At 65.0% G+C, this 15824-nt stretch carries 14 protein-coding genes; 10 read left to right on the top strand and 4 right to left on the bottom strand.

Features of this window, described 5'->3' with window-relative positions:
• Positions 1–16: 16 nt before the first annotated feature.
• From E3T39_RS11750 to E3T39_RS11740, 3 genes are all read right to left on the bottom strand, one after another.
• On the bottom strand, positions 17–469 hold the full coding sequence (locus E3T39_RS11750) for a succinate dehydrogenase hydrophobic membrane anchor subunit (protein ID WP_134515481.1): 453 nt from the start codon (positions 467–469) through the stop codon (positions 17–19).
• An 11-nt stretch (positions 470–480) separates the two neighbouring features.
• Complete coding sequence (gene sdhC, locus E3T39_RS11745) at positions 481–894, bottom strand: succinate dehydrogenase, cytochrome b556 subunit (protein WP_104191172.1); 414 nt, start codon at positions 892–894, stop codon at positions 481–483.
• 110 nt (positions 895–1004) lie between these two features.
• Positions 1005–2177: a glycosyltransferase family 4 protein gene (locus E3T39_RS11740; RefSeq protein WP_134515480.1), complete on the bottom strand. Its 1173-nt coding sequence runs from the start codon at positions 2175–2177 to the stop codon at positions 1005–1007.
• Positions 2178–2273: 96 nt separating this feature from the next.
• Between E3T39_RS11740 and E3T39_RS11735 the strand changes: the two genes are divergently transcribed.
• From E3T39_RS11735 to E3T39_RS11690, 10 genes are all read left to right on the top strand, one after another.
• On the top strand, positions 2274–3395 hold the full coding sequence (locus tag E3T39_RS11735; RefSeq protein WP_134515478.1) for a mannose-1-phosphate guanylyltransferase: 1122 nt from the start codon (positions 2274–2276) through the stop codon (positions 3393–3395).
• A 40-nt stretch (positions 3396–3435) separates the two neighbouring features.
• Complete coding sequence (locus E3T39_RS11730) at positions 3436–4512, top strand: BMP family lipoprotein (protein WP_134515476.1); 1077 nt, start codon at positions 3436–3438, stop codon at positions 4510–4512.
• Between the two features lie 141 nt (positions 4513–4653).
• Entirely contained in the window at positions 4654–5760 is a 1107-nt protein-coding gene (locus tag E3T39_RS11725; RefSeq protein ID WP_166784113.1) for a BMP family lipoprotein, read from the top strand.
• A gap of 157 nt (positions 5761–5917) precedes the next feature.
• Positions 5918–7468 (top strand): ABC transporter ATP-binding protein, encoded by a 1551-nt coding sequence (locus tag E3T39_RS11720; protein WP_134515474.1) that lies wholly within the window; start codon positions 5918–5920, stop codon positions 7466–7468.
• Complete coding sequence (locus E3T39_RS11715; protein WP_134515472.1) at positions 7465–8772, top strand: ABC transporter permease; 1308 nt, start codon at positions 7465–7467, stop codon at positions 8770–8772. Before E3T39_RS11720 ends, E3T39_RS11715 begins: the two co-directional genes overlap by 4 nt.
• On the top strand, positions 8769–10067 hold the full coding sequence (locus E3T39_RS11710; RefSeq protein WP_134515470.1) for an ABC transporter permease: 1299 nt from the start codon (positions 8769–8771) through the stop codon (positions 10065–10067). Before E3T39_RS11715 ends, E3T39_RS11710 begins: the two co-directional genes overlap by 4 nt.
• On the top strand, positions 10064–10492 hold the full coding sequence (locus E3T39_RS11705; RefSeq protein ID WP_134515468.1) for a cytidine deaminase: 429 nt from the start codon (positions 10064–10066) through the stop codon (positions 10490–10492). The genes E3T39_RS11710 and E3T39_RS11705 overlap by 4 nt, the downstream gene beginning before the upstream one ends.
• The gene (locus tag E3T39_RS11700; RefSeq protein ID WP_134515466.1) at positions 10489–11793 is read left to right on the top strand and encodes a thymidine phosphorylase; all 1305 of its coding nucleotides are present in this window, start codon (positions 10489–10491) and stop codon (positions 11791–11793) included. Before E3T39_RS11705 ends, E3T39_RS11700 begins: the two co-directional genes overlap by 4 nt.
• 72 nt (positions 11794–11865) lie before the next feature.
• A complete protein-coding gene (locus E3T39_RS11695) occupies positions 11866–12852 on the top strand; it encodes an aldo/keto reductase (protein WP_134515464.1) in 987 nt (328 codons plus the stop codon).
• A gap of 387 nt (positions 12853–13239) precedes the next feature.
• Positions 13240–14418 (top strand): putative Ig domain-containing protein, encoded by a 1179-nt coding sequence (locus E3T39_RS11690; RefSeq protein ID WP_134515462.1) that lies wholly within the window; start codon positions 13240–13242, stop codon positions 14416–14418.
• A gap of 92 nt (positions 14419–14510) precedes the next feature.
• Here the strand turns inward: E3T39_RS11690 and E3T39_RS11685 are convergent, their stop codons facing one another.
• Positions 14511–15719 carry an MFS transporter gene (locus E3T39_RS11685; RefSeq protein WP_134515461.1) on the bottom strand — a complete coding sequence of 403 codons (1209 nt, stop codon included), beginning with the start codon at positions 15717–15719 and terminating at the stop codon, positions 14511–14513.
• Positions 15720–15824 lie beyond the last annotated feature (105 nt).

The following is a 15824-nucleotide window of genomic DNA, read 5'->3' as shown; positions in this document are numbered from 1 at the left end:
TTTGTGTGTGCAGCTCCTAGAGGGACTTACAGAATGAGGCCACGAGGTCGGCGGGCGCACCGGCAGGGCAGGGATCGAAGGTGAATACCACGAGGGTGCCGAGCACGATCAGCGCGACAACGCTGACCAAAATCGCGATCTTCAGGATGCCGCGGCTGATCCGCGAGGTGGCGTAGTCATTGACCAGGGTGCGCATGCCGTTGCCGCCGTGAATCAGGGCGAGCCAGAGCATGAGGATGTCCCAGACCATCCAGAACGGGTCGGTCAGCTTGCCGGCGACGAACGCGAAGTTCAGGGCGCTGACGCCCTCACCGACCCACAGGTTGACGAACAGGTGGCCGAAGATGAGCACGACCAGCACGACGCCGGAGACACGCATGTAGATCCAGCCCCACTTTTCCCAGTTGACACCGCTCTTTTTCGTGCTGCGGCTATACGGGCTGCGGGGAGCTTCGATTGTTGAAGTCATATTGTCGCCCCCTAGTGGCTAAACACGTTGATGAGGTGGCGCGGCACGAAGCCCAGCATGGTGACGACCCAGAGGCCGATGACGACGTAGAACAGCACGCGCTGGTACTTGGCGTTCCAGAAGTCGATCAGAATGATGCGCAGTCCGTTGAACGCGTGGAATACGATGGCGCCGACGAGTGCGACCTCACCGAGACCCATGATCGGCGTCTGGTACTGCGAGATGACCGCGTTGTACGCTTCGGGGCTGACTCGCACGAGCGCCGTATCGAGAATATGAACGAGCAGAAAGAAGAAAATCGCGACGCCGGTGATGCGGTGCAACACCCACGACCACATGCCCGTGTTACCCCGATACAGGGTGCCGGCGGGGCGACGTGACGTCGTCTTCTGCTGAGAATCTAGGGTTCCTGCCGTCTGTGGCATGAACAACCCTCCCTGGCTGAATAATGGCTCTTTAGTGAGACCGAGAATGCGCTATAAGCACATGTCCTTAGTCTACAAGCGGTCCGCCCGCTCGTGCCGGTTAGGGTGACCTAACGCTGCATCGAAGGTGGCACGTGTGTGTCGGCGCGTACGGCCAGTCGCTCGTCGACGGCCTGCTCGTAGTACTCGACCAGCTCGGCGCAGACCGTCGGCCAGGAGCGCCCGAGCACTGCGCGACGCCCGGCTTCGCCCATACGTGCCCGCAGCATCGGGTCGCGCACGAGTTGGCACACCCAGTGCCGCAGGTCGCCGTCGTCGTCCGGCCGAAACAGGTAGCCGTTTACGCCGTGCGTCACGAGGTCGATCGGTCCGCCAGCGCGCGGGGCGACTACGGGCAGGCCGGCGGAGTGCGCTTCCTGAAGCGTCTGTCCAAAGGTTTCCTCGGTGCCCGCGTGCACGAACACGTCAAAGCTCGCATAGGCAACGGCAAGTTCGCGGCCCGACAAGCGTCCCAGCCAGGTGACCGGCATACCCGAAAGAGCGCGCCGAATGGAAGGGACGCTCGGCCCGTCTCCGACGAGAGCCAAACGGATGCCCGGCACCCCGCGCAGCGCCCGCAGTCGCTCCACCTGCTTCTCCGGGGCCATGCGGCCGACGTACCCGACAATCACGTCGGGCGCTGCTCCGTCGGAGGGCGTCGGTGCGATCCGTTCCCGGAGGGCCCACACCGCCGGGTCACTCTTCAGATTCGGGTGGAACGCGGCAAGGTCGACTCCGCGAGTCCACATCGCCAGGCGCGGAACGCCGAGGCGCAGCAGGGCAGCCATTGACGACGACGACGGAACGAGAGTGCGGGTGGCGCCCTCGTGCACCCACTTCACAAACCGCCAGGCCAGGGCCGTGGCGGGGCCGAGGTGGTTTCGGTGTGCGTAGCCGGCGACATCCGTTTGAAAGATCGCGACCGAAGGAATGTCGAGCCGGTTGGCGGCGCTGATGCCCTGGGCGCCGAGCAGAAACGGCGAGGCTGCGTGCAGCACATCGGGGCGAAAATCGGCGAGCAGTTTCTGCACCTGCGGGCTCGGCATGCCGACCGGAAAATCGCGGTAATTGACCGCGGAGACGGTGTGCACCGGAAAACCGGCGTACTCGGCGGGGGCGCCGTGGGGGGCGACGACCATGGCCTCGTGACCGGCGGCGGCCAGGTGCTCGAGCACCCTGCAGACGCTCGTCGTCACACCGCTCACGGTGGGGAGAAAACTTTCGCTGATTACTGCGATCCGCATGGTTTGAGAGTAGGTAACGAGCATTGCCGCCGAGTAACGGGCGCATGAACAATGGTCGCGGGCCGTCGTAGTGCGGGCGCCGGATAGTCTGAGGCAATGATTACGTCCACTGATCCCATCGACCGCCTGTACAGCGTCATTCCCGCCGGCGGCATCGGCTCGAGGCTGTGGCCGTTGTCGCGGGCGGACGCCCCCAAATTTCTGCACGACCTCACCGGGTCCGGACACACCCTGCTGCGCGACACCTGGGATCGCCTCGTTCCGCTCTCGAACGAACAGCGCATCATGGTCGTCACCGGGCGGGCGCACCGTGCGGCCGTTGAACAGCAGTTGCCCGAACTGACCGACCCGAACGTCGTGCTCGAGAGTGAACCACGCGACTCGACCGCCGCGATCGGCCTCGCCGCGGCGATTTTGGAACTGCGTGAACCCGGCGTGATCATCGGGTCGTTCCCCGCCGACCATGTCATCAAGGGCGACGCGCTGTTTCGCTCGGCGGTGATGGAGGCGGTTGTCGCAGCGGATGCCGGCTACATCGTCACGATCGGCATACAGCCGACCGAGCCCGCGATCGGCTTCGGCTACATCAAGAGCGCCGCTTCTCTGGCCATCGATGGGGCACCGAGCGCCCTGGCCGTTGACTCCTTCGTCGAAAAGCCCAGCCCCGATGTTGCTGAGCGCTACCTCGCCGATGGCCGTTACTTGTGGAATGCCGGCATTTTCATTGCCCGTGCCGACCGCCTGTTGGCCGAGATTGCGGCGGCCGAGCCCGAGCTGCACGCCGGGCTCCTCGAACTGGCCGCCGCCTGGGATACCCCGGCCCGTGGCGCCGTCGTCGATCAAGTCTGGCCGCGCCTGAAGAAAATCGCCATCGACTACTCGGTAGCCGAACCGGCCGCCGCCGCCGGCAAGCTCGTCGTGATTCCCGGCCAATTCGACTGGGACGACGTGGGGGACTTCGCCTCGATCGCCAAGCTTCACTCGGGCGGACGCAAAGCCAACCTTGCCATCCTCGGCGAGGGAGCACGGGTGCTCGCCGATTCGTCGAGCGGCATCGTGGTCAGCCACACCGGCCGCATGATCGCGCTGATCGGCGTCGAAGACATTGTCGTGATCGACACGCCCGACGCGTTGCTGGTCACCACGAGCGCGAACGCCCAGAAGGTCAAGGCGGTCGTCGACGCGCTGAAGCTTTCGGGGTCGAGCGACGTGCTCTAGGCCCGTACCGGTATCGTAAGCACTGCTGCAAAGGAGCGCCATGACCCGCCGCACCACACGTACACGCAACGCTGCACTGCTGTCTGTGGTGGCGGCATCCGTCGCCGTGCTCGTTGGCTGTGCGCCGGCACCGGAGCGGACCGCGCAGAGCCCGGAACCGGACTACTGCGCGCGCATGGTCACCAACTCCGGGGGGCTGGAGGACCGCTCCTTTAACCAGTCAAGCTGGGAGGGCCTCCAGGCTGCGGCAGTCGAGTTCGGCATAGACGTGGACGCGATCGTCTCAACGGCAGAGGCCGACCTCGCCCCCAACGTGACCCAGGCGGTCGCGACCGGGTGTGAGTTGATTCTCACGGTCGGGTTCGAGCTTGCCGACGCCACACTCGAACAGGCCACGGCCAACCCCAACGTGCACTTTGCGATCGTCGACGAGCAGGTCGACGCCGACAACGTGAAGCCGATCGTGTTCGACACGGCCCAGGCAGCATACCTCGCCGGATACCTCGCGGCCGGCGTGAGCCAAACCGGCATCGTCGGGACCTTCGGCGGCGGAAACCAGCCGCCCGTGACGCTGTTCATGGACGGCTACGTCGACGGCGTCGCCGCCTACAACACCGCCCACGGTGCGGCCGTCACTGTGCTCGGCTGGGACAAAACCGCACAGGACGGGTCCTTCACCGGCGATTTCGACGACATTAACAAGGGCAAGTCTTATGCCCAGGGTCTCATCGATCAGGGCGCCGACGTCATCATGCCCGTTGCTGGCCAGGTCGGCGAGGGCGCAGCTGCCGCCGCCATCGAAAATGACGGCGTCGCCATCATCTGGGTCGACAGTGACGGCTACGACACCCTCCCCGACCAATATCGGACGGTGCTGCTGACGAGCGTGCTAAAGAACACCCAGGACGCGGTCGTTGAAATCATCAGCGACGACCTTGATGGCACATTTGACAACACACCGTACGTGGGCACACTCGCCAACGGTGGCGTTGAAATCGCCGATTTCCACGATCAGTCCGCTCGGGTCTCGGCCGACCTGGCTGACGAACTGGAGCAGATTCGGGCCGCCATCATAGCGGGGACTCTCACCGTGACGGGACCGAGTACGCCCCAATAGGGGAGATTTGTACCCACAATGTCGCGGGTTGGTAACGACTCGCTCGCGCCCCCACAATGCTCATCCGCGCAGCGTTACATTCGGTAACGTGGAGCGCACCACGCCCGTGCGATCTCGCTGGGCAGCACCCTGGAGGTCCTCTTGACAATTTCGACCCGTAAGACCGTACTTGGTGGTCTTGCCATGTTCGGCACTGTGGCCATGCTCGCCGCCTGTGCTCAGGCGCCCGCCACGACCGACGACACCAACTCCGCCGCCGCCAGCGACTTCACACCCTGCATCGTCTCCGACTTCGGTGGCTTCAACGACAAGTCTTTCAACCAGTCGAGCTTCGCCGGCATCGAGGCCGCGGCCGACGAGCTCGGCGTCGACTTCAATCAGGCCGAGTCCACCGCCGAAGACCAGTACGCCAGCAACGTCACCAGCATGATCGATCAGGACTGCAGCTTTATTCTGACCGTCGGCTTCGCCCTGGCCAACGCCACCCGAGACGCCGCGATCGACAACCCCGAAACCAACTTCGCCATCATCGACTCTGCGCTCAGCAACGACGACTTCTCGCCGCTCGAGCTCGAGAACGTCAAGCCGGTACTCTACGACACCGCGCAGGCAGCGTTCCTGGCCGGGTACCTCGCCGCCGGAACGAGCAAGACCGGCATTGTCGCTACCTACGGCGGACTGCAGTTCCCCTCCGTCACGATCTTCATGGACGGTTTCGCCGACGGCATCGCTTACTTCAACGAAGCCAAGGGCACCGACGTCACGCTGCTCGGCTGGGACAAGGCCACTCAGACCGGCGCGTTCGCCGGAAGCTTCGACGACATCGCTGCGGGCAAGACCACGAGTGAGAACTTCATCAGCTTGGGCGCTGACATCATCCTCCCCGTCGCCGGACCGCTCTTCCAGGGCACGGCTCAGGCCATCAACGACTCCGGCAAGGACGTCGCCATCATCGGCGTCGACAGCGACCTGTTCGAGACCACGCCCGAATTCGCCGCGCTGTACCTCACCTCGGTGATGAAGCAGATGACGGATGCCACGCAGCTCATCATCACCGATGCTGCCGCCGGTGACTTCGACGCTACGCCGTACGTCGGCACCCTTGAAAACGAGGGTGTACTCCTCGCTCCGCTGCACGAGTGGGAGTCCAAGGTCGACCCGACGATCATGACCGAGATCGAAGAACTGCAGGCGCAGATCATCGACGGCTCCCTCGTCATCGAGTCCGAAGCCACTCCGCAGCAGTAGAAGACCGGATCGGTCGCCTCGGCAGGGTCCACGCGGGCTCGGGGCAGCATCCGCTTCTCACAGTAAAATCGGGGAGGTCAGCGCAGGCTGACCTCCCCGATTTCGTTCACCGTGACCCCGTTCGTGGGCCGCAATCGCACGCATAGAATCGAAGACTATGAAGCTTGAACTTCGCGGCATCACCAAACGGTTCGGCGCCCTCGTTGCTAACGACAGCATCAATTTAACGGTCGAGGCCGGAGAGATCCACGCCCTGCTCGGAGAGAACGGTGCCGGCAAATCCACCCTGATGAACGTGCTCTACGGCCTGTACCGGGCCGAGGAGGGTGAGATTCTGCTCGACGATAAAGCCGCGCATTTTGCGGGGCCCGGCGATGCGATGAAGGCCGGCATCGGAATGGTGCACCAGCATTTCATGCTCATTCCCGTGTTCACGGTCGCCGAGAACGTGATGCTCGGGCACGAAGAGACCAAGGCCGGTGGGCGGCTTGACCTTGCGGCTGCGCGCGTGCGGGTCAAGCAAATTTCCGATCGATTCGGGTTCGCCGTCGACCCGGATGCCCTGATCGAAGACCTCCCCGTTGGTGTGCAGCAGCGGGTCGAGATCATCAAGGCGCTCTCCCAAGACGCGAAGGTGCTCGTCTTCGACGAGCCGACCGCCGTGCTCACGCCGCAGGAGACCGACGAACTCATGGCCATCATGCGCCAGCTCAAGGCCGCCGGAACCTCCATCGTCTTCATCACGCACAAACTGCGCGAGGTGCGTGAAGTTGCTGACCGCATCACGGTCATCCGTCTGGGAAAGGTCGTCGGCGAAGCCAGTCCGACCGCCACCAACGAAGAGCTCGCCTCGCTCATGGTCGGCCGGGCCGTCGACCTCACCGTTAACAAAGCGCCCGCAACGCCGAGCGAGCCCGCCCTCGTCGTGTCGGGGCTGACCGTGATCGACCCGCGCGGCCAGGTGCTCGTGAACAATGTGAGCTTCACCGTGGCCGCCGGCGAAATCCTCGCCATCGCGGGAGTGCAGGGCAACGGACAGACCGAACTGACCGAAGCCCTGATGGGCCTGCAGCCGCGCGTGGTCGGTGAGATCACCCTCGATGGAAAAACCCTGCGCGGACACTCGGTGCGCCAGGTGCTCGACGCCGGCGTGGGCTTCGTGCCCGAAGACCGCACCGAAGACGGCCTCGTGGGCGGGTTCACAATCGCCGAGAACCTCATGCTCGACCGCTCCCACGCGCTGCCGTTCGTCAAACGCTTTAACCTGCAACTCGCGCTGCTCGCCGAATTCGCCACCGCCAAGGTCAAAGAATTCGACGTGCGCTCGCAGGGCATTGACACGCCTGTCGGGCGCCTGTCGGGTGGTAACCAGCAAAAGGTCGTGTTGGCGCGGGAGCTCAGCCGCGAGCTTCGATTGTTCATCGCTGCACAGCCGACCCGTGGACTCGACGTGGGCTCGATTGAGTTCGTGCACGAGCGTATCGTCGCGACTCGCGACGCCGGCGCCGCGGTCATCGTGATCTCGACCGAACTCGACGAGGTCGCCGCGCTCGCCGATCGCATCATGGTCATGTACCGCGGCCGAATCATCGGCATCGTGCCCGGGGACACGCCCCGTGCCGTTCTCGGCCTGATGATGGCCGGAGAGCCGGCACCGAATTCTTCCGCACCTCTGCCCCCCGCACCGACCGAAGGAGCCGCCGCATGAGCGACACCCCGCCGCAAACTCCGCCGGGGTCGGCAACTCCGCCCGCAGGTCAGGCCATCAAGCCCGCGTCGCGGCGGGACCGGCCGCAAACCGATGCGGAATCCCGCTGGCACGGCGTGTTCCGTGAGATCACGAGCGGCAGTGCCATAATCTCGGTTCTCGCCGTCGTGCTCGCCCTGCTCGTTGGCGCCGTCATGATCGCCGCCACCAATGACGACGTGCAGCAATCGGCCGGCTACTTCTTCTCCCGACCAAGCGACCTGCTCGGTAACGTCTGGGGCGCCGTCTCCGGGGCCTACTCTGCTCTGTTCCAGGGGTCGATCTACAACTTCGGTCGGGACAGCTTCGCGGAGGGGATCACCCCCTTCACCGAGACGCTCGTCTTCGCAACCCCGCTGATCGCGGCCGGTCTCGGCGTTGCCCTCGGTTTCCGTGTCGGCCTGTTCAACATCGGCGGCCGCGGCCAGATGCTCATTGCCGCCGCGATCGGCGGCTGGGTGGCCTTCGCGGTCGACCTGCCGTACGGCATCCACCTGGTAGCGGCGCTCGTTGCAGGCATTCTCGGCGGAGCACTGTGGGGAGGGATCGTCGGTCTGTTGAAGGCCCGGACGGGCGCGCACGAAGTGATCACGACGATCATGCTCAACTACGTCGCCTTCTACCTCGTGAGCTACCTGCTGCGCGAGGGATTCCTGCGGACTCCGGGATCGAACACTCCCAAGAGTCCGGCCAGCAAAGAAACGGCAGTCTTTCCCGAACTGCTCGGCGCGGACTACAACCTGCACCTCGGTTTCATCCTCGTGATTGCCGCCACCATCTTCACCTGGTGGCTGCTGTCTCGGTCCAACCTGGGCTTTCAGTTTCGCGCTGTCGGGGAGAACCCGAACGCCGCCCGCGTTGCCGGCATCAGTGTGCAGCGCATGTATGTGTACGCCATGCTGCTCTCCGGTGGCCTCGTCGGCCTGGCCGGCATCAACCAGGTGCTCGGCACCACCACGAGCGGGTTCGGCGCCACGGTCGACTCCGGCATCGGCTTCGACGCGATCACCGTCGCGCTCCTCGGACGGTCCAGGCCCTGGGGAGTCTTCGTGGCGGGCATCCTCTTCGGAGCGTTCAAGGCCGGCAGCTTCTCGATGCAGGCCGCGGAAGGCGTGCCCATTGATATCGTCCTCGTTGTACAGTCCCTCATCGTGCTGTTCATCGCGGCCCCACCGCTGGTGCGCGCTATCTTCCGCCTGCCGACGCCGGGGGACACCCCGCGCCGTCCGCGCCCCATCATCGTCACGGAGGTGGCAGCGAAATGAGCACCATTGCCCCCGTCAGCCTGCCCACCCAGCCGACCCCGCCCGACGACGGCCCGGCGACCGCGGTCATCCGCAGCTGGAAAACGCCGATCGCGCTCGGCATATTCACCGTACTCGGCGCGATCATGCTCGTCGCGTTTGGGAGAGACGGCATCAGCACCATGGTGCTGTCCACGACCTCCGACCTAATCCAGCTGCCGACCGTTGACTTTCCGACCCGGGCGACCGGCATCGTGATATCAGTGCTGCTGCTGGCCATCGCGACCGGCAGCGCCTGGCTCGTGCGCAATTCGCGCAAGACACCGATCTGGCTTATCGGTGTGTTCGCATTCCTGCTGCTGCTTGGTTTTTTGGCCTGGGCGTCAGCCGGCGCGTCGATTCCGATTCCCGGCCTGCTCTTCGGGTCCCTCAGCCTCGCCGTACCGCTCATCTTCGGTGCCCTCGGCGGTGTGATCTCAGAACGGGTCGGCGTCGTCAACGTGGCCATCGAGGGGCAGCTGCTCGCCGGCGCGTTCACCTCGGCGCTCGTCGCGAGCATCACCGGGCAGCCGCTGCTCGGGCTGCTCGCCGCCATGTTGGCCGGAGTACTCGTGGCTTTTGTACTCGCGGCGTTCTCAATCAAGTACTTCGTTGACCAGGTCATCGTCGGTGTGGTGCTCAACGTGCTGGTCTCCGGTGTCACCGGCTTCCTGTTCACGCAGTTGTTGGCCCCGAACGCGGCGACCCTCAACCAACCGCCCAAGTTTGACCGCATCAACATTCCGTTCCTCAGTGAGATTCCGATTCTGGGCCCGGTGCTGTTCCGTCAGACCCTGATCGTATACATCATGTACTTCGCTGTCATCGCGGTGTACTTCGGTATTTTCCATACCAAGTGGGGCCTGCGTTTGCGAGCCGTGGGGGAGCATCCGCAAGCCGCTGACACAGTCGGTATCAAGGTGGCTGCCACCCGATTCTGGAACGTGTCGCTCGCCGGCGCGATCGCCGGGGCGGGCGGCGCGTACTTCACGCTGGGGTCGGTCGGAGCCTTCGGCAAGGAGATGACTGCGGGCGCGGGCTTCATCGCTCTCGCTGCGGTGATCTTCGGGCGTTGGGATCCGATTCGGGCGACACTCGCGGCGCTGCTGTTCGGCTTCGCGAGCAACCTGCAGAGCGTACTGAGCATCATCGGCTCGCCGGTGCCGAGCGAGTTCATGCTCATGCTGCCCTACCTCGTGACCATCTTCGCCGTCGCCGGGCTGGTGGGCCGCTCGCGTGGGCCGGCCGCATCGGGCAAGCCGTACATAAAATCATGATCCAGGCTGATTTGGTGGACTGGGCCTTGCTACGCTCGCAGGCCCTCGCCGCCATGGCTACCGCTTACGTGCCGTACTCGAAGTTTCCGGTTGGTGTCGCGGCGCTGGTCGATGACGGGCGGGTGATCAGCGGATGCAACGTGGAAAACGCCTCCTACGGCCTCACCCTGTGCGCGGAATGCGGTCTGGTCTCCGCGCTGCATCGAAGCGGCGGCGGCCAGCTCGTCGCGTTCACCTGTGTCGACGGCAACGGCGGCATTCTCATGCCGTGCGGCCGCTGCCGACAGTTGCTCTATGAGCACTCCGCACCAGGCATGCTGCTCGAAACGGTCTCCGGCGTCAAAACCATCGACGAGGTGCTGCCGGATGCTTTTGGGCCGCGGCAACTCGCCGAGTACCACGCTGTGAAGGAACCCACGCCATGACCACCATCGAAGCTTTTGACGCCGTAGACCTCATTCACACCAAGCGCGACCGCGGCGAACTCAGCGAGCCGCAGATCAACTGGCTGATCGACGCCTACACGCGTGGTTATGTCGGCGACGAGCAGATGGCCGCCATGACCATGGCCATCTTTCTGAACGGCATGAGCCGCAGCGAGATTCGCGCCCTCACCATGGCTATGCTCGCGAGCGGTGAGCGCATGAGTTTTGCCGGCCTCGGCAAACCGACCACCGACAAACATTCCACCGGCGGTGTCGGCGACAAGATCACCCTGCCGCTGATGCCGCTCGTCGCGGTGTTCGGGGCGGCGGTGCCGCAGCTCTCCGGCCGTGGCCTAGGCCACACCGGCGGTACCCTCGACAAGCTTGAGTCGATTCCCGGCTGGCGGGCCAATCTCACCAACGCCGAAATGCTCAAGCAGCTGAAGGAGATCGGCGGTGTGGTCTGCGCGGCCGGCAGCGGGCTGGCCCCGGCCGACGGCAAGCTCTACGCCCTGCGCGACATCACCGGCACGGTCGAATCGATTCCGCTGATCGCGTCGTCCATCATGTCGAAGAAGATCGCCGAGGGCACCAGTGCGCTCGTACTCGATGTGAAGTTCGGCTCCGGCGCCTTCCTGAAAGACATCGAGCGATCACGCGAACTGGCACGCACGATGGTCGAGCTCGGTGAGGATGCCGGGGTGGCGACATCCGCTCTGCTGACCAACATGAACGTGCCGCTCGGTTTGGCCATCGGCAACGCCAACGAGGTGCGCGAATCGGTCGAGGTACTGGCCGGCGGCGGGCCGGCGGACGTGGTGGAACTCACGGTAGCCCTCGCCGAACAGATGCTCTCGCTCGCCGGAATCACCGGCGTCGACGTGGGAGCAGCGCTTAGGGACGGCCGCGCCATGGACAAGTGGCGTGCTGTGATTCGGGCGCAGGGCGGCGACCCGGATGCCGCGTTGCCGGTCGCGCGCGAAACCCACGTCGTGCTCGCCGAGAGGAGCGGCGTGCTGGTCGACCAGCAGGCGCTGCCGTTCGGCATCGGCGCCTGGCGGCTCGGTGCTGGCCGGGCGCGCAAGCAGGATCCGGTGCAACATGCCGCCGGAATTGACCTGCACGCCAAGCCCGGTGACGCCGTGGTCAAGGGCCAGCCGCTCTTTACACTCAGCGCCGACGAGCCGGCGCGGTTCGCCCGGGCGCTCGAGGCCGTTGCTGGTGCCTGGCGCATCGGCGATCCGGGGGAGCCCGTGCTGGATGGCGGTCCACTGATCGCCGAGCGGATCGGGAGTCGTTAGCGGCGTCGCGCGCGCCCGGCAGCCAGCAAGACGGTGCGGCCGCGACGTGCATCCGGTGCCTAAGCTGGGGACATGCAAAAACGAATCCTCGGACGAACTGGCCGCATTGTTTCCGTGATCGGCCTGGGCACCTGGCAGCTCGGGGGCGACTGGGGCGCCGTGTCTGACGCCGACGCGACCGGCGTGCTGGCAGCTTCCGCTGACGCCGGCGTCACTTTCTTTGACACAGCGGATGTCTACGGTGACGGCCGCAGTGAGCGTCTGATCGGGCATTTTCTTGCGCACGACGCTCCAGGTGCGGAGATCACCGTCGCCACTAAAATGGGTCGCCGGGTGCAGCAGCTGCCGGAGAATTTCGTGCTCGCGAACTTCCGCGAGTGGACCGACCGGTCGCGCACCAACCTCGGCATGGACACCCTCGACCTCGTGCAACTGCACTGCCCGCCGAGCGCGGTCTTCGACTCCGGCGAGGTCTACGACGCACTCGACACCCTCGTCGACGAGGGTGTCATCAAGAATTATGGCGTGAGCGTGGAGACCTGCGACCAGGCCGTCGCCGCGATCAGTCACCCGGGTGTCGCCACGGTGCAGATCATCCTGAATGCCTTTCGGCTTAAGCCGCTCGATGAGGTGCTGCCCGCCGCCCGCGCCGCCGGGGTCGGCATCATCGCCCGGGTTCCGCTGGCCAGCGGCCTGCTCACCGGCAAATATTCTCACGAGACCGTGTTCGCCGACAGCGACCACCGCAACTTCAACCGTGACGGCAGCCACTTTGACGTCGGCGAGACCTTCTCCGGCGTCGACTTCGAGGTCGGCCTGCAGGCCGCGACCGAATTCGCCGCCCTAACTCCGGCCGGCCTCACGCCGGCCCAGGCCGCGCTGGCTTGGGTCGCCCAGATCGACGGCGTGAGCGCCGTCATCCCGGGAGCCCGCTCGGTCGCGCAAGCGCAGGGGAATGCCGCGGCCGGCGTGGCCGAGCCGCTTGGCGTCGCCTTCAACGAGGGCGTGCAGGACATCTACGACCGGCTCCTGCGGGAGCAGATCCACCCGCGCTGGTAAATTTGACGGGCCACGGCCGAGGCCCGGATCAGCCGATCGATCCAATTCGTCAGGGTCGCGGTGGCTGTCGGCGTGCCGACTTCGCGCCGATCGCGCCTGCGGGCTCGCGGCTCGCGGGCCTCGGGGCTACCCGGTGATTCGGCAGAGCCGCGGAAGTATCACCATGCGTGACCTTGCAATTCAAGATGAATGGGGTACAGTCCCGCTACGGGTTTGGTTTCATTGCGTGCCTCGTTTGACTTGAGCCCGTTGTCCAGACCGGGAACCCCGCCACAGGTTTGATACCGGTTGCGGTATGGATGGTCTCGTGCATCAGCGGATGCCGTCGCTGGGAAACGCTACAGGGATCGGCATCCTCTATCGGAACCTCAGAGTGAGGACATGATCATGCTCAGTAGAAAGTATCTGGCTGTCGCGGCCATTTTGTTGGCTGCCATGCTGCCCGGTTTGATCACCGCAACACCGGCGGCAGCTGTCGTTTCCGTTTTAAGGGCGGAGGTCAGCGGTTCAGCTCTGCGGATTGAGGGGACCGCCATTGCCTCCCGCGACATCAGTGTGGATAACGTCGTGATGGGCCGCAGTGACAGCTCGGGTAAGTTCCGCATCGTTCGTGACCCGTATTCAGCGCCCGCCGACTGCACGGTGGACATGCGGGACGGCTCAACAGCAGTGACCACCAGGACGCTGTCCGGGTGCGCCGTAACGCGGCCGCCGACGTCGGACACCGCCGCTCCCAGTGTGCCCGCCAACGTGACGGCGACACTCTCCGGCACCACCGCGGATCTTGGCTGGACCGCCAGTACCGACAATGTGGGCGTCACGGGGTACCGGGTGACCCGCAACGGCGTCGTGATCACCACCGTGCTGAACACCTTCTATAACGACAGCGGCCGCAGCCCCGGAACCTACACGTATTCGGTCGCTGCCGTTGACGGTGCGGGCAATGTATCTGCGGCCAGCAACAGCGCTTCGGTAACGGTGCCGCAACCGCCGGTCACGGATACCACCGCTCCCTCGATTCCGACGAATCTGGCGACTACTGTCGTCGGATCCACGGTCAGCCTGAGTTGGGGAGTCAGCACGGACGACACCCGGGTGACCGGTTACCGCGTCAATCGTAACGGCGCCTTCCTAGGTACGACGGATTCGGCGAGCTTCATCGATTCCGGCCTCACCGTTGGCACCTATACGTACACTGTGGCCGCTTTCGACGCCGCCGGGAATACGTCTGCCGCGTCCGAGAACGCTTCAGCCTCGGTGGCCGCCGCCGAGCAACTCGCCTTTCTCACTCCGGCACAAATGCCCGATGCCACGGTGGGACAGTCGTATTTGGGTTACGTCGTTTGCAGCGATCCACCGGGGCCGTCGACGTTCAAGTTCAAACAGGCTTCCGGCAATGTTCCGGACGGAACTCGCTTCGTTGGAAACACCCTGGAGAACAGGCCGGAGGCCAGAGTCACGGGCACGCCGACGAGGGCCGGGACGTTCACCTTTACCGTGGAGGTTAGGGACAATACCGGTGCGACTGCACGCAGGACGTTCACGATCAGGGTCCTGCCCGCATAGCGTCAGGATTCGGGTACGTCGCGGCTTGCGAAGGTGAGCCCGATGGTGATGATGTTCAGTCGAGGTCGTCCCTCCATACCAGGAGAACTGGGCTAGGAGACCTGCACCTGGATGGGCTCGGTGTCGGGGATGGGGCTGATGTCCCGGCCACGCAGGTCGGGGTGCCAGCGACGACCGAGCGCGGGGATGATGCAGCCGAGGGCGGCGAAGCCAGCGGCGACATAGATCGCCGAGACCGGTCCGGAATGGTCGATCGAGAACCCGGCAATGGCGGAGCCCAGGGCGGCGCCGATCAGCTGGCCGGTGCCCACCCAGCCGTAGGCCTCGGCGGTGTCGCTGAACTTCACGCTCGCCGAGACGATGCCGAACAAGACCGCGAAGGCGGGAGCGATGCCGACCCCCGCCACGAGCAAAGCCAGAGACAGCCACCAGAAGGTGAGCCACAGGCTCGCCAGGGCCAGCCCGATGGTGACGATGAGCATGCGGGCGGCGAGTGCCCACGGTCCGATCGGGGCGTGGCCGAGCGCGAGCCCGCCGATGAGGGAGCCGACAGCGAAGATGCCCAGCACCCAGCCCGCGTCGGCGCTGCCGTGCCCGAACACCGCGACCACCCCGGCCTCGACGGCGGCGCAGGCGGCTACGAGGGTGAACCCGACGATGGTGCTGAGCAGCACTTCGGGCTTCTTCAGCACCACACCGAGCTTGCGGCGGCTGCGCGGAATGCGCACCCGACCCACCTCCGGCAGGGAGACGAACCAGATTCCGCCGGCGACCAGAAAGAATGCGGCCAGCAGGATGCCCGCGGTCGTCGAAACCTGCAGGGCCACGAAGGTCGCGATGACGGGACCGAGTACCCAGATGATCTCCTGCGCCGAAGCGTCGAGCGAGAACAACGGGGTGAGCTGGCGGGAGTTGACGATCTTGGGATAGATGGTGCGCACGGCCGGCTGGATCGGCGGCGTTGACAGGCCGGCCACAAATCCGATGAGCATGAGGCTCAGTACCGACAGCGGAACCAGCGCCATCACGATGATCGACACCGCGCAGATGAACATGGTCGCGATGATCACCGGGCGCATGCCGAGGCGTCCCATCAGGCGGCTGGTGAGGGGACCCGCTATGGCCTGGCCGATGCTCATTGCGCCGAGAACCAGCCCGGCAGCTCCATAGGAATCAAAGATCTGCTCGATGTGAATGAGAAAGGCGAGCGAGAGCATGCCGAACGGAAAACGGGCCGTCAGCTGCGCGCCGATCAGGCGGGACACGCCGGGTGTACGCAGGAGGGTCCAGTAACTTTTCACAATGATTTCAGTCTACGGTCGTGTGCGTCGAAAACTGGGGCAGACGACGTGACCCGGGTGGGCCTGACAATCTCGACCGCACCGCCCATTGTGGGGACAAGGCAT

Source organism: Cryobacterium suzukii (genome assembly GCF_004403185.1).
GTDB classification, from domain to species: domain Bacteria; phylum Actinomycetota; class Actinomycetes; order Actinomycetales; family Microbacteriaceae; genus Cryobacterium; species Cryobacterium suzukii.
This window is presented reverse-complemented; position numbering and strand designations above follow the sequence as displayed.